The 16,855-nt window shown below is 68.9% G+C and carries 16 protein-coding genes; 7 read left to right on the top strand and 9 right to left on the bottom strand.

What is annotated here, in order from left to right; genetic code table 11:
• Positions 1-1,549: 1,549 nt before the first annotated feature.
• Positions 1,550-2,416, top strand: coding sequence for a GNAT family N-acetyltransferase (locus tag DN051_RS19975; RefSeq protein ID WP_112439215.1), 867 nt, complete (start codon positions 1,550-1,552; stop codon positions 2,414-2,416).
• Between the two features lie 72 nt (positions 2,417-2,488).
• On the opposite strand, the gene DN051_RS19970 is transcribed toward DN051_RS19975, so the two are convergent.
• Both DN051_RS19970 and DN051_RS19965 read right to left on the bottom strand, forming a co-directional pair.
• Positions 2,489-2,911, bottom strand: coding sequence for a GlcG/HbpS family heme-binding protein (locus DN051_RS19970; RefSeq protein ID WP_112439214.1), 423 nt, complete (start codon positions 2,909-2,911; stop codon positions 2,489-2,491).
• A gap of 168 nt (positions 2,912-3,079) precedes the next feature.
• Complete coding sequence (locus DN051_RS19965; RefSeq protein WP_112439213.1) at positions 3,080-4,288, bottom strand: MFS transporter; 1,209 nt, start codon at positions 4,286-4,288, stop codon at positions 3,080-3,082.
• A 138-nt stretch (positions 4,289-4,426) separates the two neighbouring features.
• On the opposite strand from DN051_RS19965, the gene DN051_RS19960 reads away from it, so the two are divergent.
• On the top strand, positions 4,427-4,885 hold the full coding sequence (locus tag DN051_RS19960; protein WP_053762803.1) for a MarR family winged helix-turn-helix transcriptional regulator: 459 nt from the start codon (positions 4,427-4,429) through the stop codon (positions 4,883-4,885).
• A 9-nt stretch (positions 4,886-4,894) separates the two neighbouring features.
• A complete protein-coding gene (locus DN051_RS19955) occupies positions 4,895-5,347 on the top strand; it encodes a GNAT family N-acetyltransferase (RefSeq protein ID WP_112439212.1) in 453 nt (150 codons plus the stop codon).
• Between the two features lie 175 nt (positions 5,348-5,522).
• Here the strand turns inward: DN051_RS19955 and DN051_RS19950 are convergent, their stop codons facing one another.
• Positions 5,523-6,908 carry a serine hydrolase domain-containing protein gene (locus tag DN051_RS19950; protein ID WP_112439211.1) on the bottom strand — a complete coding sequence of 462 codons (1,386 nt, stop codon included), beginning with the start codon at positions 6,906-6,908 and terminating at the stop codon, positions 5,523-5,525.
• 76 nt (positions 6,909-6,984) lie between these two features.
• Positions 6,985-8,460 carry a replicative DNA helicase gene (gene dnaB / locus DN051_RS19945; RefSeq protein WP_053762800.1) on the bottom strand — a complete coding sequence of 492 codons (1,476 nt, stop codon included), beginning with the start codon at positions 8,458-8,460 and terminating at the stop codon, positions 6,985-6,987.
• A 460-nt stretch (positions 8,461-8,920) separates the two neighbouring features.
• Between dnaB and DN051_RS19940 the strand changes: the two genes are divergently transcribed.
• Positions 8,921-10,258, top strand: coding sequence for an MATE family efflux transporter (locus DN051_RS19940; protein WP_112439210.1), 1,338 nt, complete (start codon positions 8,921-8,923; stop codon positions 10,256-10,258).
• Between the two features lie 235 nt (positions 10,259-10,493).
• Here the strand turns inward: DN051_RS19940 and rplI are convergent, their stop codons facing one another.
• From rplI to rpsF, 4 genes are all read right to left on the bottom strand, one after another.
• Positions 10,494-10,940 (bottom strand): 50S ribosomal protein L9, encoded by a 447-nt coding sequence (rplI, locus tag DN051_RS19935; RefSeq protein WP_112439209.1) that lies wholly within the window; start codon positions 10,938-10,940, stop codon positions 10,494-10,496.
• A gap of 18 nt (positions 10,941-10,958) precedes the next feature.
• On the bottom strand, positions 10,959-11,195 hold the full coding sequence (gene rpsR / locus DN051_RS19930; RefSeq protein ID WP_003949403.1) for a 30S ribosomal protein S18: 237 nt from the start codon (positions 11,193-11,195) through the stop codon (positions 10,959-10,961).
• 58 nt (positions 11,196-11,253) lie between these two features.
• Complete coding sequence (locus DN051_RS19925; protein ID WP_112439208.1) at positions 11,254-11,847, bottom strand: single-stranded DNA-binding protein; 594 nt, start codon at positions 11,845-11,847, stop codon at positions 11,254-11,256.
• Between the two features lie 77 nt (positions 11,848-11,924).
• Positions 11,925-12,215: a 30S ribosomal protein S6 gene (gene rpsF, locus DN051_RS19920; protein ID WP_004985983.1), complete on the bottom strand. Its 291-nt coding sequence runs from the start codon at positions 12,213-12,215 to the stop codon at positions 11,925-11,927.
• A gap of 261 nt (positions 12,216-12,476) precedes the next feature.
• Between rpsF and DN051_RS19915 the strand changes: the two genes are divergently transcribed.
• The 3 genes from DN051_RS19915 (at position 12,477) to DN051_RS19905 (ending at position 15,206) form a co-directional block, all read left to right on the top strand.
• Complete coding sequence (locus DN051_RS19915) at positions 12,477-12,788, top strand: hypothetical protein (protein WP_053762796.1); 312 nt, start codon at positions 12,477-12,479, stop codon at positions 12,786-12,788.
• A 190-nt stretch (positions 12,789-12,978) separates the two neighbouring features.
• A complete protein-coding gene (locus DN051_RS19910) occupies positions 12,979-14,100 on the top strand; it encodes a lipid II:glycine glycyltransferase FemX (RefSeq protein ID WP_053762795.1) in 1,122 nt (373 codons plus the stop codon).
• Between the two features lie 74 nt (positions 14,101-14,174).
• Positions 14,175-15,206 carry an alanine racemase gene (locus DN051_RS19905; protein WP_053762794.1) on the top strand — a complete coding sequence of 344 codons (1,032 nt, stop codon included), beginning with the start codon at positions 14,175-14,177 and terminating at the stop codon, positions 15,204-15,206.
• Between the two features lie 117 nt (positions 15,207-15,323).
• On the opposite strand, the gene DN051_RS19900 is transcribed toward DN051_RS19905, so the two are convergent.
• A complete protein-coding gene (locus DN051_RS19900) occupies positions 15,324-16,823 on the bottom strand; it encodes a glycosyltransferase family 87 protein (protein ID WP_199314959.1) in 1,500 nt (499 codons plus the stop codon).
• Between the last annotated feature and the right edge of the window lie 32 nt (positions 16,824-16,855).

Below are 16,855 nucleotides of genomic sequence, written 5' to 3'. Positions count from 1 at the left end.
GCACGGAGACGGTGTGTGGCGCGGGGGAAGGCTGCGGCACGGAGACGGCGTGTGAAGCGGGGGAAGGCTGGGGCGCCGAGACGGGCTGTGAAGCGGGCGCGGGCTGGGGCGTGGAGACGGCGGGTGGAGCGGGCGCCGCCTGCGGGACGGGGGCTCGCTGGGCGGGTGGCGCCTCGGGGGCGGGGCCGCGCTGAGTCGGTGGAGCTTCGGAGACAGGGGCGCCGTGGGCCGGTGGCGCCTCCGAGACGCGGCCGTGTTGGGTGGGCGCAGTCTCGGGGTTCGGGCGATACCCGGCGGCGGGCGGTGCGCCCGTCATGGCCGTCGGATGCTCGGAGGGCAGCCCTTCGGCACGACTCGGTGCGGGGGCCGGTGCGGGGGCTGATGCCGTCGCGCCTATTCGCTCGTGATCCTCACGATCCGTACCGACACCTGCCGCGGTCCGGCCGGGTTCCGGCATCCCGAGGCCGGGCGGGGCGGAGTGGCGGGCCGTGTTCCGTGCGTCCGTGGCCTGGGGCTGCGGCTGCGGCTGGGGCTGCGGCTGCGGCTGCGGCTGCGGCTGCGGCACTGTCGCCCGTGGAGTGCCGTTCCGTGCGGCGGCCCCGTCCGGCGGTGTCTGATGAGCGCCGCCCGAAGTGCCCCTGCCCACAGGCCGCATCGCGGCCAGGCGCCGGCCGTCCGCAGTGTCCCGCACGCTGCCCGGGGCCTGCACCGGCTGCTTGCGTGGTGTGAACCAGCCGCTCCCGCTGCCTGAAGCGCCGTTGTCGGCCGACGCGGTGGTCGGAGCGTCCATCGTGTGCCTCGCCTCGAACATCTCTCGGTCGGTCTGCGCACTTCCTCGGTCGGAAGATGCCTACTTCCCCCCGGCGGCCGGCTGCCCTTCCCCGTTCGCTGTCACGGCCAACGCGGCCATATTCAACCGGTTTCGCGGTTCGTACGGACAAGTAAGGCGAGAGTGTGACATTAGCCGCAGCCCTCTCACAGCAGCGTCCCATGTCGCTCGGACCCCTCGGCCGCTTACCCCGGAATGCGAGTCTTCGATCTCTCCGTCCCGTTAGGCTCCCCTGCTCTCCTGCATGTCCGAACGGCAAGGGTGCAACATCCCGAAAGGGAACCGGAGTCGACCATACCGGCCCGCGCGCCCCACACAAGTCCCACCTTGACTCACCATGAATTTCACCAAGGGGCGAACCAGCAACTCCCTCAATTACCGGGCGTGCCGGACCAATTCATAGGCATCCCACAGATCCCTCCCCACATGGACGTGGGTTGCCCGAGCCGTCACCGGGGCCGGCATTGCCCGCGACGAAGATCGATACAGCTGCGAACAGGTCCCCGCCCGATGAAGTCCCGTCATGGGATTCGGGGTTCGTGGGGCATGTCGTCCGTCTTGTGTCGAGCCTGATGGATGCCCGCCGTTCTCCGACGTTTCACGTGAAACATCCCGCGCATGTCCGCCCACCCCACCGCACCCTGTGACATGGCTAAAAGGGCCTACGTCTCTTCCGAAACAGGTGGACGACGGGGGCATGGTTCAGCGAGCCTGACCTGCGTGCCTACGCCTTCTCTCGCTGTTCTGCCGATCCGCCGTCTGACGCTTCGCGACCTCGCCGCCTGCGCAGACTTGTCCGAGGACCGGGGGTGGCCGCGCGAGGAGCACAAATGGGGCTTCCTCCTCACCGCCGGGAAGGGATACGGCATCGACGACCCCGCCGGAGGGCTTGTCGCCGCCTGCGCGATCACCGAATACGGGCCGCAGGAACGACCGGAGTTGTGGGCCGTCGGCATGGTGCTGGTCGCTCAGCGCCACGCCCGCCAGGGCGTCGGGCGTCGGTTGATGCACCATGTGGTCTCTCTGGCAGGCACCACACCACTCACTCTGCACGCCACACCGAACGGGCTCCCCCTGTACGAGGAACTCGGTTTCAAGGTCACCGGCCGCGCCGAAATGCTGCGTGGCCGCTTCATGCCGGGCGGCCCCCAACCTGCGATCGCCACCCGCTCAGCGACCGCCGAGGACCTCACCACGCTCCTTCGGCTGGACGCGGAGGTGTTCGGCGCCGACCGCACCCACATCATCACCCGGCTGCCGGCCTTCGCCGATCAGGTGCGCGTCGCCGAGGAGGACGGACGGATCATCGGCTACGCGGCCGTCTGGCCCAACATGGACACGCACGTCGTCGGCCCCTTGATCGCACGGGACACCGAGACGGCGAAGGCACTGATCGCCTCTCTCGCCGCCCACACCGATCGCCCGCTGCGCACCGACATCGACGTACGACACGAGGAACTGCGGGCGTGGGCGGTGGAGCGGGGCCTGGCTCCGGTGGCCTTCAACGCCGTCATGACGTACGGAGTCGCGGAGCTGCCCGGCGACTGGAACCGGCGCTTCGCCCCGCTGACCGTGGCCGCCGGCTGAGACACCCGCAAGGAAACGCCGGTCCCCGACGGGGGACCGGCGTTTCCTGTTCAGACAGGCTCCAGAGCCTCGTCAGACGAGTTCCTGCGCGGCAGCCGTGGCGAAGTCGTGGTCCTGCTCCGGGGCGCCGCCGCCGACTCCGATCGCGCCGATCAGCCGCCCGTCACGAAGGAGGGGCACACCGCCCGCGATGAACAGCAGCGGGCGGTCGAGCGCCGTGGTCAGGGAGTGGAAGGGGCCGTCGGGCTTGACCGCGTCGACCAGGTCGGCGGTCGGTGCGTTCAGCTGAAGCGCGGTGTACGCCTTGCGCGTGCTGGTCTCTCCGGAGATCAGCACAGCCTGGTCGTCGCGCCGGAACGCCAGCAGATGGCCTCCGGCGTCCAGGACGGTGACGCTCACGGTGGCGTCGGCGGCCTCGGCGGCACTGCGGGCCGCGGCCACGAGGACCTCGGCGTCCTGGATGGTCAGCGGAGCGGTGGCGGCGGTGGTGCTCATGCGGGGTTTCTCCTAGGACAGGTGACGGGTGGGGGGAATCAGGGAGCGGCTGGGTGGGGGGAATCAGGGAGCGGCTGGGTGGGGGGAATCAGGGAGCGGCTGGGTGGGGGGAACGAGGGGCGACTGGGCGGCGCGGGGGCGGCCCTGGCCCGTGCCGCCCGATCCCGGTCAGTGGTGGACGGCGGCCGGCTGCTCGGTGGGAGCACCGGATGTCACGACGGTGCTGCGAGTGCCGTTCCGCCGCTCCAGGGCGGCCGAGAGGAAGGCGAGCACCAGGGCCGCTGCGGCAAGGACGGCGCCGACCCAGTTCGGGGCGGTGTATCCGAGCCCGGCCGCGATGACGAGACCGCCGAGCCAGGCGGCGAGGGCGTTGCCCAGGTTGAAGGCGCCGATGTTCACCGCCGAGGCCAGGGTGGGGGCACCGTGCGCCTGGTCCAGGACCCGCTTCTGCAGCGGCGGGACCGTGGCGAAGCCCAGAGCGCCGATCAGCGCGATGGTGACGGCCGAGAGGATCTTGTCGTGCGCTGTGAGGGTGAACAGCGCGAGCACGAGGGCCAGGGCGCCGAGGGAGACGTACAGCATCGGCATCAGGGCGCGGTCTGCGAACTTGCCGCCGACCAGGTTGCCGCCGACCATGCCGAGGCCGAAGAGAACCAGCAGCCAGGTGACGGAGCCGTCCGCGAAGCCCGCGACCTGGGTCATCATCGGCGCGATGTAGGTGATCGCCGCGAAGACACCGCCGAAGCCGAGGACTGTCATCGCCATGGCGAGCAGGACCTGAACGTTCTTGAAGGCGGCCAGCTCGTGGCGCAGGTGTACGCCCTCGGGCTTCGGCGTGTCCGGGACGAGCTTGGCGACGCCGACCAGACCGACGACGCCCAGCAGGGCCACGACGGCGAAGGTGATCCGCCAGCCGACGGACTGCCCGATCAGCGTGCCCAGCGGGACACCCACCACATTGGCGACGGTCAGGCCCGTGAACATCATCGCGATGGCTCCGGCCTTCTTGTCCGGGGCGACCAGGTCGGCCGCGACGACCGATCCGATGCCGAAGAAGGCACCGTGGGCGAGGGAGGCGACCACACGGCCGAGCAGCATGATCCCGAAGACGGGGGCGACGGCGGAGAGCACGTTGCCCACGATGAACAGGCCCATCAGCACCATCAGCATCCGCTTGCGGGAGATCTTGGTGCCGAGAACGGTCATCAGCGGGGCGCCGAACATCACGCCGAGGGCGTAGCCGGTCACCAGGTAGCCGGCCGTCGGGATGGAGACCCCGAAGTCACCGGCGACCTCGGGCAGCAAGCCCATGATCACGAATTCGGTCGTACCGATTCCGAAGGCCCCGATCGCGAGGGCCAGAAGCGCGAGAGGCATGGGGGGATACCCTTCCCAGAAGATTGCAGGAGCGCTTTGCGTGCGTCCACAATAATTGCAGACGCGGGTTATATGCAACCGCAGACTATTGCACCCTTGCTCTATCCTGGTTTCAGCCGCTCCGGGAGGAGAACGCCAATGACAGCGACGGACCCCGCGCTCACCGCCCTCGCCCAGGGCTGGTGTGCCCTCTCCCTGCTGCACGGGAGGATCGAGGCGCACATCGAGCGCGCCCTGCAGTCCAGCCACGACCTCAGCGTGCGCGAGTACTCCCTGCTCGACGTGCTCAGCCGGCAGCACGACGGCCAGGGCGGACACCTGCAGATGAAGCAGGTCGCGGACGCGGTGGTGCTCAGCCAGAGCGCCACCACCCGCCTGGTCACCCGGCTGGAGGACCGCGGTCTGCTGGAGCGCTACCTGTGCCCCACCGACCGACGCGGTATCTACACCAACGTCACCGAGGCGGGCCGGAACCTGCTGGACGCGGCGAGGCCGACCAATGACACCGCGCTGCGCGAGGCGCTCGACGAGGCCGCCAAGGTCCCTGAGCTGGCCCCGCTGGTCCGGGTCGTGGAGTCGGTGAACGTCCCCGCATAGGGTGCGGGCATGGGAGATCTTGAGATACGAGCCGTGGTGGCCGACGACATCCCCGCCGTCGTCGGCATGCTCGCGGACGACCCGCTGGGCGCGCAGCGCGAGTGCCCCGACGACCTCGCCCCGTACCTGGTGGCGCTCGAGCGGCTCAGCTCCGACCCGAACCAGCACCTGATGGCCGCCGTCCGCGAGGGCCAGGTGGTCGGCACGCTCCAGCTCACGATCATCCCTGGGCTGTCCCGACGCGGCGCCACGAGGTCGATCATCGAAGGTGTACGGATCCATGCCCGGGAGCGCGGCAGCGGCCTGGGCACACAGCTCATCCAGTGGGCGATCGACGAGTCGCGCCGCCAGGGCTGTCAGTTGGTGCAGCTGACGTCCGACACCTCACGGACGGACGCCCACCGCTTCTACGAACGACTCGGCTTCACGGCCTCCCACGTGGGCTTCAAGCTCCCCCTCTGAGCCCGAGGGCCGACTGCTGAACCGGAAGGCCGACCGGGGGCTGGGCTCACCGAGAGCCACGCTCAGCTAAGGCCGCGCTCAACGAAGGGCACTGTCCACGAAGGGCCCGGTCTGCCGAAGGGCTGTGTTTCACGTGAAACCCCAGCCCTTCCCGTATCGGCGCCGGCGGTGAGGGCTAGCCGATCCCCCGCCATCCCTCCGGATCGACTCCGCCGGGCACTTCAGCGCTCTCCTCGTACGGCTGGCGAGTGAACACGAACGATCCGAGGTCCAGGTGGCTCACGGATCCGTCGGGCCGTCGTACGGGCCGCAGAACCTCTCCCGCGTAGTAGCCCTCCAGGCCCGTCCAGGTGCCGTTGCCGTCGGCCCGGAAGCGTGAGCCACGGCCCCTGCCGGACAGGGGTTCCAGCGTCACTCCTCCCTCACCGGTCAGTCGCAGGGCGAACGCGTACGTTCCCCAGTACCACTGGCCCGCCAACTCCAGGACCGATGCGTCGACCTCCGCAAGCGGGCGCCACGGCTCGGGAATCCGTGGCTCCGCCTCGGCCACGATGCGTACGAGGTCCGCGCCGACCGCGGCCAACTGCGGACCGGAGGTGCAGTTGGCCAGCACCACCGCCGCGAGGCCGTCCGCGACGCTGATGGTGAGGTTCGCCAGAAAGCCGGGCAGCGAACCCGAGTGGCCCACCAGCATCCGCCCGTCGCGGTGCTGGATCTGAAGTCCGAGCCCATAGGTGACGCGGTCTGCGACATCCGCGGCCTCCGGGGGCGCGGCGGGGACCCGCATCTCCCGTACGGTCTCCGCGCGCAGCACGCGATCGTCGCCCTGCGCCAGGAACACGGCGAACCGGGCCAGGTCACCGGTGGTCGACCAGAGTTGACCGGCCGGCGCCATCCTGCCGAGATCCTCCGCGGGCTCCGGCAACAGCACATCGGCCCAGGGATGCACCGCCCAACCGCCGGCGTGCGGCGCGGACGGCTGTGCGCTCGTACGGCCGAGGCCCAGGGGCTCGAGCACTTCCCGCCGGAGTACCTCCTCCCAGGAGGCCCCGCGCAGCTTCTCGACCAAGGCGCCCAGCAGCGTGTAGCCGGGGTTCGAGTAATGGAACCGCCGCCCGGCCGGGTGCAGGAAAGGACGCTCGCCGAGCACGTCCTCGAGTTCCGGGCGCAGCGCTCCGGGGCTGCGCTCCCACCACGGTGCGGGAGACTCGGCGGCCAGGCCACTGGTGTGGGCCAGCAGTTCGGCGATGGTGGCCTCGCCCGCGCCCGTACCGGGCAGGTGCTTCTCCAGCCGGTCGCCGAGGCCGAGAAGGCCCTCGTCACGCAGACGCAGCACCAGCACCGCGGTGAACGTCTTGGTGATCGAGCCGATCCGGTACTGCACGTTCTCGTCCGGCGCCTGCCCGTCCACCGAGCTCCGTGCACCGTGCCAGACGGCTCGACCGTCCCGCACGACCGCCGCGACCAGCGACGGAGAACGCCCTTCGGACTGCGCCACGGCGATGCGATGCAGCAGTGCCCTGCGCGTGCCGGGGAGCAGTTCTTCCTGAGATGTCGTCATGCCCACAGTCCATCGGGCCGACCGGCCGACGTCGAGTCCATTTCCCCCGGCCCGATGCCGCTCGGCGGCCGGTGGATCAGGTCTGCGCCATGTCCACGAACCGCGAGTAGTGGCCCTGGAAGGCAACCGTGATCGTCGCGGTCGGTCCGTTTCGGTGCTTGGCCACAATCAGGTCGGCCTCGCCCGCACGTGGCGACTCCTTCTCGTAGGCGTCCTCGCGGTGCAGCAGGATGACCATGTCGGCGTCCTGCTCGATGGAACCCGACTCACGCAGGTCCGAGACCATCGGCTTCTTGTCGGTGCGCTGTTCGGGGCCACGGTTCAGCTGGGAGAGCGCGATGACCGGAAGCTCCAGCTCCTTGGCAAGGAGCTTGAGGTTCCGGGACATGTCCGAGACCTCCTGCTGACGGCTCTCGGCCCGCTTCGAACCGCCGGACTGCATCAGCTGGAGGTAGTCGATGACGACCAGTCTGAGGTCGTTGCGCTGCTTGAGGCGGCGGCACTTGGCGCGGATCTCCATCATCGACAGGTTCGGGGAGTCGTCGATGTAGAGCGGCGCCGCGGAGACATCCGGCATACGGCGGGCCAGACGCGTCCAGTCCTCGTCGGTCATCGTGCCGGACCGCATGTGGTGCAGCGCGACCCGGGCCTCGGCGGACAGCAGACGCATCGCGATCTCGTTGCGGCCCATTTCGAGCGAGAAGATGACGCTGGGCAGGTTGTGCTTGATCGATGCCGCCCGCGCGAAGTCCAACGCGAGCGTCGACTTGCCCATCGCGGGGCGCGCGGCGATGACGACCATCTGGCCCGGGTGCAGGCCGTTGGTGAGCGAGTCGAAGTCCGTGAAACCGGTCGGCACCCCGGTCATCTCACCGGTGCGCGAGCCGATCGCCTCGATCTCGTCGAGCGCGCCTTCCATGATGTCGCCGAGGGGCAGATAGTCCTCGCTCGTACGCTGCTCGGTGACCGCGTAGATCTCCGCCTGGGCGCGGTTGACGATCTCGTCGACGTCGTCGTCGGCCGCGTATCCCATCTGGGTGATACGGGTTCCGGCCTCCACCAGGCGGCGCAGCACGGCGCGCTCGTGAACGATCTCCGCGTAGTACTCGGCGTTCGCCGCCGTGGGGACCGTCTGGACCAGGGTGTGCAGATACGATGCGCCGCCGACCTTGTTGATCTCGCCGCGTTTGGTGAGCTCGGCCGCGATCGTGATCGGGTCGGCCGGCTCGCCCTTGGCGTAGATGTCGAGGATCGCCTGGAAGATCGTCTCGTGCGCGGGCTTGTAGAAGTCGTGGCCCTTGAGGATCTCGACGACGTCGGCGATGGCGTCCTTCGACAGAAGCATGCCGCCCAGCACGGACTGCTCGGCGTTGAGGTCCTGGGGCGGGACGCGTTCGAAGGACGAACCGCCACCCTCCCAGGCCCCGCTGTCCCGGCCGCGTTCGTGCTGCTCGTCGCGTGTCGGCCCACCGTCACCGCGGCGGCGGGAGGGCAGACGATCACTGGGCCCGCTCTCGGCCCACGGGTCGTCCAAGGGCTCGGAAATACTCACCGAGCCACCTCCTCCCGTCCGCCGAGCGGACCTCGCCGTGCCTCTCTTTTCTACGGCACGGCACTGACAAAACGAGAAGGCCAGCTCCGGTTCTGACGCATCGGTTTCGTGACGTTTCCACGGCCGACGAACGGAGCGGGCGCCGGACCACGGTAGGCCCCCGGGCACCGTCAGCCAATCTGGTTATCCACAGGCCATGTGGACGACTGGCCCGATGCTGTGGAGAACTCCGCGAAACCTGTGCACGACGCGGTGGACAGGGCTGTGAACAAGCCCGAAGTCCATCCTGGGGAAGCCCCGTGACCTGCCCGTTTCCCATCCACCGGCTGTGCAGAAGAAAAAGTTGCCCAGTCAGCCCAAGATCTCTTCGAACAGTGCGCGAGCGCACACACCGTGATGTGCGAGGTAAGGGTCACTATTGCTTTGCATCTCTTACCTGTGGACGATTAGATTGGTGCCCATGACACAGGCTCCCGCGACCCCCAGAGCTGTCCGGCGACAGCATGATCGAGAGATCGTCTCGCTGGCCGTACCTGCCTTCGGTGCCCTGGTCGCCGAGCCCCTCTTCGTCCTCGTGGACAGCGCGATCGTCGGCCATCTCGGTACGGCACAGCTCGCCGGACTCGGCGTCGCCTCAGCCCTGCTCACGACCGCCGTGAGCATCTTCGTGTTCCTCGCCTACGCCACCACGGCGGCGGTGGCCCGGCGCGTGGGCGCGGGTGAACTCCCGGCCGCCATCCGTCAGGGCATGGACGGCATCTGGCTGGCGCTGCTCCTGGGCGCCGGCGTCATCGCCGTCGTCCTGCCCACCGCCCCGTTCCTCGTGGACCTCTTCGGCGCGTCCGACACGGCAGCCCCGTACGCGACCACGTACTTGCGCATCTCGTCCCTCGGCATACCCGCCATGCTCGTCGTCCTCGCGGCGACCGGTGTTCTGCGCGGACTACAGGACACCAGGACACCGCTCTACGTCGCCGTCGCCGGCTTCATCGCCAACGCCGTCCTCAACGCCGTCCTCGTCTACGGCGCCGGCTTCGGCATCGCGGGTTCGGCCTGGGGCACCGTGATCGCGCAATGCGGCATGGCCGCCGCCTATCTCGTGGTCGTCGTCAGGGGAGCACGTAGGCACGGTGCCTCGCTGCGCCCGGACACCGCCGGGATCAGGGCATCCGCCCAGGCCGGCGTACCGCTGCTGGTACGCACCCTTTCCCTGAGGGCGATCCTGCTGATCGCCACGGCCGTCGCCGCCCGACTCGGTGACGCCGACATCGCCGCCCACCAGATCATCCTGTCCCTGTGGAGCCTGCTCGCCTTCGCGCTCGACGCCATCGCCATCGCGGGACAGGCCATCATCGGACGTCATCTCGGTGCGGGCGACGTACGTGGCGCCCGCGACGTCTGCCGTCGCATGGTCCAGTGGGGAATCGCGGTCGGTGTCGTACTCGGGTTCCTGGTGGTCGTGGCCCGCCCGGCCTTCCTTCCCCTGTTCACCAGCGACTCCATCGTCAAGGACACCGCGCTCCCCGCGCTGCTGGTGGTGGCCCTGTCACAGCCGATCTGCGGCGTGGTCTTCGTCCTGGACGGCGTTCTGATGGGCGCCGGCGACGGCCGTTACCTCGCCTGGGCGATGATCCTCACCTTGGCCGTCTTCACCCCGGTGGCCCTCCTCGTCCCCACGCTCGGTGGAGGACTCACCGCACTGTGGCTCGCCATGTCACTGATGATGACCGTGCGGATGCTGACCCTCTGGCTGCGAGAGCGCTCCGGCCACTGGCTCGTCACCGGCGCGACACGCTGAGACGCCGAGAGGCGGAGACGCCCTGAGGAAATCCGCACCCTCACCCCGCACGGCGGCACCCGGCACCCGGCACCCGGCACCCGATTGACCATGTTTCACGTGAAACACACGACCCTGTCCGGCTCGTGATGGTCCCAAGTCCCGGCACCGGCTTCGACGCCGCCCCTGAAATGTCGAGTGGGGGCCACACCCCACAGGGTGTGGCCCCCACTCACTGCTTCAGCGAGCGCGACGCTTACGCGGCGATGACCTCGATGCTGACCTTGGCGGCAACCTCGGGGTGCAGACGCACCGACGTCTCGTGGGCGCCGAGCGTCTTGATCGGAGCACCGAGCTCGATCCGGCGCTTGTCGACCTCGGGACCGCCGGCAGCCTTGATCGCCGAGGCGATGTCGGCCGGGGTGACGGAACCGAAGAGACGGCCGGCGTCGCCGGAGCGAACGGCCAGACGGACCTTCACGCCCTCGAGCTGGGCCTTGACCTGGTTGGCCTGCTCGATGGTCTGGATCTCGTGGATCTTGCGAGCACGACGGATCTGCTCGACGTCCTTCTCGCCGCCCTTGGTCCAGCGGATCGCGAACTTCCGCGGGATCAGGTAGTTGCGAGCGTAACCGTCCTTGACGTCGACGACGTCGCCCGCGGCACCGAGGCCGGAGACCTCGTGGGTGAGGATGATCTTCATGAGTCGGTCACCCTTCCCTTATCGCGCGGTGGAGGTGTAGGGCAGCAGCGCCATCTCACGGCTGTTCTTGACGGCCGTGGCGACGTCACGCTGGTGCTGCGTGCAGTTGCCGGTCACGCGGCGGGCACGGATCTTGCCGCGGTCGGAAATGAACTTCCGCAGCATGTTCGTGTCCTTGTAGTCCACGTACGTGACCTTGTCCTTGCAGAATGCGCAGACCTTCTTCTTAGGCTTGCGCACAGGCGGCTTCGCCATGGTGTTTCTCCTGTGTGATCAAGAAGTTTGGGTGCGACCCGCCCTTTGAGCTGGTTGCTCAGAAGGGGGGCTCGTCCGAGTAGCCGCCGCCGTTGCCGCTGCCGCCGCCGGAGCCGGAGCCGCCGCCCCAGCCGCCGCCACCCTGGTTGCCACCGGCGGGAGCGCCGGTCGCCCAGGGGTCGTCGGCAGGAGCGCCGCCGCCCTGCTGGCCGCCGCCGGAGCCGCCGCCCCAGCCGCCGCCCTGCTGGCCGCCACCGCCACCGCCGTAACCGCCCTGACCACCGCGGCCCGTGGTCTTGGTGACCTTGGCCGTGGCGTTGCGCAGGCTGGGGCCGACTTCCTCGACGTCCAGCTCGTAGACCGTGCGCTTGACACCCTCACGGTCCTCGTAGGACCGCTGCTTCAGCCGGCCCTGCACGACGACGCGCATGCCTCGCTGGAGCGACTCCGCGACGTTCTCCGCCGCCTGGCGCCAGACCGAGCAGGTCAGAAAGAGGCTCTCGCCGTCCTTCCACTCGTTCGTCTGACGGTCGAAGGTGCGGGGAGTGGACGCGACACGGAACTTCGCGACCGCCGCACCGGAAGGGGTGAAGCGCAGCTCGGGGTCATCGACAAGGTTGCCGACGACCGTGATGACGGTCTCGCCTGCCATGGGGGAACCTCTCGGCGGGTTTGCTGCTGCTGGCTGCTGGTGCTGCTACTCGAATCCCGAGATCAGCTGAGCGGAGCTCAGTGGGTCTCGGGACGGAGGACCTTGGTCCGGAGGACCGACTCGTTCAGGTTCATCTGGCGGTCGAGCTCCTTGACGACCGCAGGCTCGGCCTGCAGGTCGATGACCGAGTAGATGCCCTCGGGCTTCTTCTTGATCTCGTACGAGAGACGACGACGGCCCCAGGTGTCGACCTTCTCGACCTTTCCGCCGCCGTCACGGACGACAGAAAGGAAGTTCTCGATCAGCGGGGAGACAGCACGCTCCTCGAGATCGGGGTCGAGGATGACCATCACCTCGTAGTGACGCATGTGGAACCCACCTCCTCTGGACTCAGCGGCCACGGTCGTTCCGTGGCAGGAGGGTTGTGATGCGTACGCAACGGTATCCGCCACCACTGACAACGGGGCCCGATGGGGCTCCCCTGCCGTGGTCCGGGCAGACAACCGCGCAGACGGTACAGAGTACCCGCACACCGGCTTCCGGTTGAAATCAGGCCCTGGGGGCCGTCAATCTGTACACATCGGGTGTGTATGGCGCTACGATGCGCCGCCTTCCGCAGGAGGTGCCCTATGGCACAGGTATTGCGACCCAACACTGCCGGATCTCTCTTCGCCACGGACGAGAAGCGCCACCCCGTCCAGGACACCCTGGTCTGGGTGACCGCGGTGCTCGGAGTGACCGCCTTCATCACGGCGATGTTCCCCAGCCTGCATCTGCTGAGCTCCTGGACCGGTCTGGTCGGGATCCTCACCGGTGCGTCCGGGCAGTGGATCTCGGAGACGACCCGCCAACGCTTCGCGCTGATCATGGGCCTCGGTGCCTCGGCCTTCGGTTTCTTCCTGGGTATGGCCCACGGCGGCCTCTTCGGCGGCATCGGCTGACCCGGTAGACGCCGCCCTCCCGACATCTCTCACAGCCCTTCGGGGCACACCGATCACCGCCCCGGCCGCGACAGGCCGGGGCGAAGGTGCCGTACGCCCAGCCGGGGCGCTCGCACGGCGCAGTAGGCTTCGGCGCTAGAGCCGGAGCCCCTGTTCCCATGGGGACACACCAGCCCGAGGAGCGCCCCGAATGAGCCTGACCCTGAGGACCATCAGTCGCGAGCAGCATCTGGCATTCATCCAGACCCTGCCGTCGGCTAGCCACATGCAGGTCCCGGCCTGGGCGGACGTCAAGGCGGAATGGCGGTCGGAGAACCTCGGCTGGTTCGACGAGCGGACCGGTGAGCTGGTCGGCGCCGGCCTTGTCCTCTACCGCCAACTGCCCAAGATCAAGCGTTATCTCGCCTATCTGCCCGAGGGCCCGGTCATCAACTGGTTCGCGCCGAACCTGGACGAATGGCTTCAGCCGATGCTGGCCCACCTCAAGCAGCAGGGCGCCTTCTCCGTGAAGATGGGCCCGCCGGTGATCATCCGGCGCTGGGAGGCCCCCTCCATCAAGCAGGGCATCCAGAACCCGGACGTGAAGCGTCTGCGGGACATCGAGGCGGACTTCATCGAGCCGCGCGCTTTCGAGGTCGCGGACAAGCTGCGTCGGATGGGCTGGCAGCAGGGTGAGGACGGCGGCGCCGGCTTCGGCGACGTGCAGCCCCGGTACGTCTACCAGGTGCCGCTGGCGAACCGCTCCCTGGAAGAGGTGCACGCGAACTTCAACCAGCTGTGGCGGCGCAACATCAAGAAGGCCGAGAAGGCCGGTGTCGAGGTCGTCCAGGGCGGCTACCAGGACCTGGAGGAGTGGCAGCGGCTGTACGAGATCACGGCCGTGCGCGACCACTTCCGGCCCCGCCCGCTGGGGTACTTCCAGCGCATGTGGACGGCCCTCAACACCGAGGACCCCAACCGCATGCGGCTGTACTTCGCGCGGCACAACGGCGTGAACCTCTCGGCGGCGACGATGCTGATCGTCGGCGGGCACGTCTGGTACTCCTACGGCGCCTCCGACAACATCGGCCGCGAGGTCCGGCCCTCGAACGCGATGCAGTGGCGGATGCTGCGCGACGCCTACGCGCTCGGCGCCACCGTCTACGACCTGCGCGGCATCTCCGACTCGCTCGACGAGACGGACCACCTCTTCGGCCTGATCCAGTTCAAGGTCGGCACGGGCGGGCAGGCTGCCGAGTACCTCGGCGAATGGGACTTCCCGTTGAACAAGCTGCTCCACAAGGCGCTCGACATCTACATGTCGCGCCGCTGAAACCCGGACGTTTGCTTCGATAGCGTTCACACCTCTGATACACCGCAGCCACGAGAAAGGTTCCAGGTCCGGCCATGGCGCTCACGCTCTACGTCGACACCGCGCGCTGGCGGGCGCATCACAAGCACGTGCAGGAGCAGTTCCCGGGCCTCGTCCCGGTCTGCAAGGGCAACGGCTACGGCTTCGGCCACGAACGGCTGGCGGAGGAGGCCACTCGGCTGGGCTCGGACATCCTCGCCGTCGGCACGACGTACGAAGCCGCGCGGATAAAGGACTGGTTCGGCGGTGACCTGCTGGTGCTGACGCCGTACCGGCGCGGCGAGGAGCCGGTGCCGCTGCCCGACCGGGTGATTCGGTCGGTGTCGTCGGTGGACGGCGTGTACGGCCTCGTGGGCGCCCGCGTGGTCATCGAGGTGATGTCCTCGATGAAGCGGCACGGCATCAGCGAGCGGGACCTTCCGCAGCTGCACGCCGCGATCGAGAACGTCCGGCTGGAGGGCTTCGCGATCCACCTGCCGCTGGACCGCACCGACGGCTCCGACGCCGTCGAGGAGGTCATCGGCTGGATGGACCGCCTGCGCGCGGCCAGGCTGCCGCTGCACACGATGTTCGTCAGCCACCTCAAGGCGGACGAACTCGCCCGGCTCCAGCAGCAGTTCCCGCAGACCCGCTTCCGCGCCCGTATCGGCACGCGGCTGTGGCTGGGGGACCACGAGGCCACCGAGTACCGCGGTGCGGTCCTGGACGTCACCCGGGTCTCCAAGGGCGACCGTTTCGGCTACCGGCAGCAGAAGACGGCCTCCGACGGCTTCCTGGTGGTCGTGGCGGGCGGCACGTCGCACGGGGTGGGCCTGGAAGCCCCGAAGGCGCTGCACGGCGTCATGCCGCGCGCCAAGGGCGTCGCCCGGGCCGGCCTCGCCACGGTCAACCGGAACCTTTCTCCGTTCGTCTGGGGCGGCAAGCAGCGCTGGTTCGCGGAGCCGCCGCACATGCAGGTCTCCATCCTGTTCGTGCCGTCCGACGCTCCCGAGCCCTCGGTCGGCGACGAGCTGGTCGCCCATCTGCGGCACACCACCACGCAGTTCGACCGGATCGTGGACCGCTGACCGAGCGGCACCGCTCACCCGAGGCGAGCGCCGCCCCGTACAGCCGGAAGGCCGTACACGGGAACCTCCGTGTACGGCCTTCCGCATGACCGGCCGGCACCCACCAGGGGCGTTCGCTCAGAGCGAACCTTCGACGGCCTTCTCCTTGCCCCATTCCACCGGGGGTCCCTCGAAGTGGCCGGCGTGCCGGGGCGGACGGGCCGCGGGGCCGAGGACGAAGACGTCCTCCGCCCGGTCGAGCACTCCTCCCGAGGGGTCGTCCTCGCCGGTCCTGCGCACGACGTCCCGGTCCGGCATGAGGATGTCGCGCACCACGATGACGCACAGGTACAGCGTCCCCAGCAGGTGGGCGCCGATCGCCCAGTGGTAGCCGTCGGTCGGCAGGCCCTTGTGGGCGTCCCCGCTGGTCGTGTAGGCGAGGTACATCCAGATGCCGAGGAAGTACGCCACCTCGCACGCCTGCCAGATCAGGAAGTCCCGCCACCTGGGCCGGGCCAGCGCCGCCAGGGGGACCAGCCACAGGACGTATTGCGGTGAATAGACCTTGTTGGTGAGGATGAACGCCGCGACGATCAGGAAGGCGAGCTGGGCGAAGCGCGGCCGGCGCGGGGCCGTGAAGGTGAGGACCGCGATACCGACGCAGCACAGCAGCATCAGAAGCGTGGCGAGCGTGTTGACGGTCTCGGTGCTCAGCGGGTCGCTGGAGTTCTGCGCCATGATCAGCCAGAAGGACCCGAAGTCGACGCCCCGCTCCTGGCTGAACGTGTAGAACTTCGACCAGCCCTCGAACGCGAACAGCATCACCGGCAGGTTCACCACCAGCCAGGCGACGACCGCGCCGCCCAGCGCCCTGCCGAAGTCCCGCCACTTGCCGGCGCGCCAGCACAGCACCAGAAGCGGCCCGAGCAGAAAGAGCGGGTAGAGCTTGGCGGCCGTCGCAAGCCCCAGGAGGACGCCGAAAGCGAGAGAACGACCCCGCGACCACATCAGCATCGCCGCGGCCGTCAGAGCGACCGCCAGCAGGTCCCAGTTGATGGTGGCGGTCAGCGCGAAGGCGGGGGCGAGAGCGACCAGCAGACCGTCCCAGGGCCGCCGGGCATGCGTGCGCGTCACACAGACGGCGATGACGGCCGCACAGACCATCAGCATCCCGGCGTTGACCATCCAGTACCACTGCTCCTGGTGCTGGATGCTGCCGCTGCCGGGGGTGAGCCAGGAGGCCACCTCCATGAACACTCCGGTCAGCACCGGGTACTCGAGGTACTCCATGTCGCCGGGCAGCCGGTCGAAGTACGGGATGAGCCCGTCCACGAATCCACGCCCGTTGTACAGATGCGGAATGTCTGAATAGCACGCATGCGTGTACTGCGAGCTCGCCCCGAAGAACCAGGCGCCGTTGTAGCAGGGCGCCTTCTGGACCAGCCCGAGGGCGAACATGCCGATCGCCACGAGCGCGATCACCCGCACCGGGGTCCACCAGGACGTGCCGAGCAGGGCGCGCCGCCCGACGGGACCGCCGATCAGCTCACTGCCGCTCGCGGCGACCGGGTCGACCGTGGTGGGCCGCACCGGCTCCGGCTCGCGCGCGCTCGCTTGCGTCGTTTCTGCACTGGGCATGGGGCACATCCTGCCGTACGCGTCCCGGGGTA

It is taken from the genome of Streptomyces cadmiisoli (assembly GCF_003261055.1).
In the GTDB taxonomy this organism is placed as follows: domain Bacteria; phylum Actinomycetota; class Actinomycetes; order Streptomycetales; family Streptomycetaceae; genus Streptomyces; species Streptomyces cadmiisoli.
The sequence above is the reverse complement of the archived record's forward strand: the minus strand, read 5'-3'. Positions and strand labels throughout refer to the sequence as shown.

Excerpts from the sequence above, each read along its gene's own strand:
- DN051_RS19915 (WP_053762796.1), top strand. The coding sequence starts at position 12,477 with ATGGCACAGGTATTGCGACCCAACACTGCCGGATCTCTCTTCGCCACG.
- DN051_RS19900 (WP_199314959.1), bottom strand. The coding sequence starts at position 16,823 with ATGCCCAGTGCAGAAACGACGCAAGCGAGCGCGCGCGAGCCGGAGCCG.
- DN051_RS19950 (WP_112439211.1), bottom strand. The coding sequence starts at position 6,908 with ATGACGACATCTCAGGAAGAACTGCTCCCCGGCACGCGCAGGGCACTG.
- rpsR (WP_003949403.1), bottom strand. The coding sequence starts at position 11,195 with ATGGCGAAGCCGCCTGTGCGCAAGCCTAAGAAGAAGGTCTGCGCATTC.
- DN051_RS19960 (WP_053762803.1), top strand. The coding sequence starts at position 4,427 with ATGACAGCGACGGACCCCGCGCTCACCGCCCTCGCCCAGGGCTGGTGT.
- DN051_RS19965 (WP_112439213.1), bottom strand. The coding sequence starts at position 4,288 with ATGCCTCTCGCGCTTCTGGCCCTCGCGATCGGGGCCTTCGGAATCGGT.
- DN051_RS19925 (WP_112439208.1), bottom strand. The coding sequence starts at position 11,847 with ATGGCAGGCGAGACCGTCATCACGGTCGTCGGCAACCTTGTCGATGAC.
- DN051_RS19905 (WP_053762794.1), top strand. The coding sequence starts at position 14,175 with ATGGCGCTCACGCTCTACGTCGACACCGCGCGCTGGCGGGCGCATCAC.
- DN051_RS19970 (WP_112439214.1), bottom strand. The coding sequence starts at position 2,911 with ATGAGCACCACCGCCGCCACCGCTCCGCTGACCATCCAGGACGCCGAG.
- DN051_RS19955 (WP_112439212.1), top strand. The coding sequence starts at position 4,895 with ATGGGAGATCTTGAGATACGAGCCGTGGTGGCCGACGACATCCCCGCC.
- DN051_RS19910 (WP_053762795.1), top strand. The coding sequence starts at position 12,979 with ATGAGCCTGACCCTGAGGACCATCAGTCGCGAGCAGCATCTGGCATTC.
- rpsF (WP_004985983.1), bottom strand. The coding sequence starts at position 12,215 with ATGCGTCACTACGAGGTGATGGTCATCCTCGACCCCGATCTCGAGGAG.
- DN051_RS19940 (WP_112439210.1), top strand. The coding sequence starts at position 8,921 with ATGACACAGGCTCCCGCGACCCCCAGAGCTGTCCGGCGACAGCATGAT.
- rplI (WP_112439209.1), bottom strand. The coding sequence starts at position 10,940 with ATGAAGATCATCCTCACCCACGAGGTCTCCGGCCTCGGTGCCGCGGGC.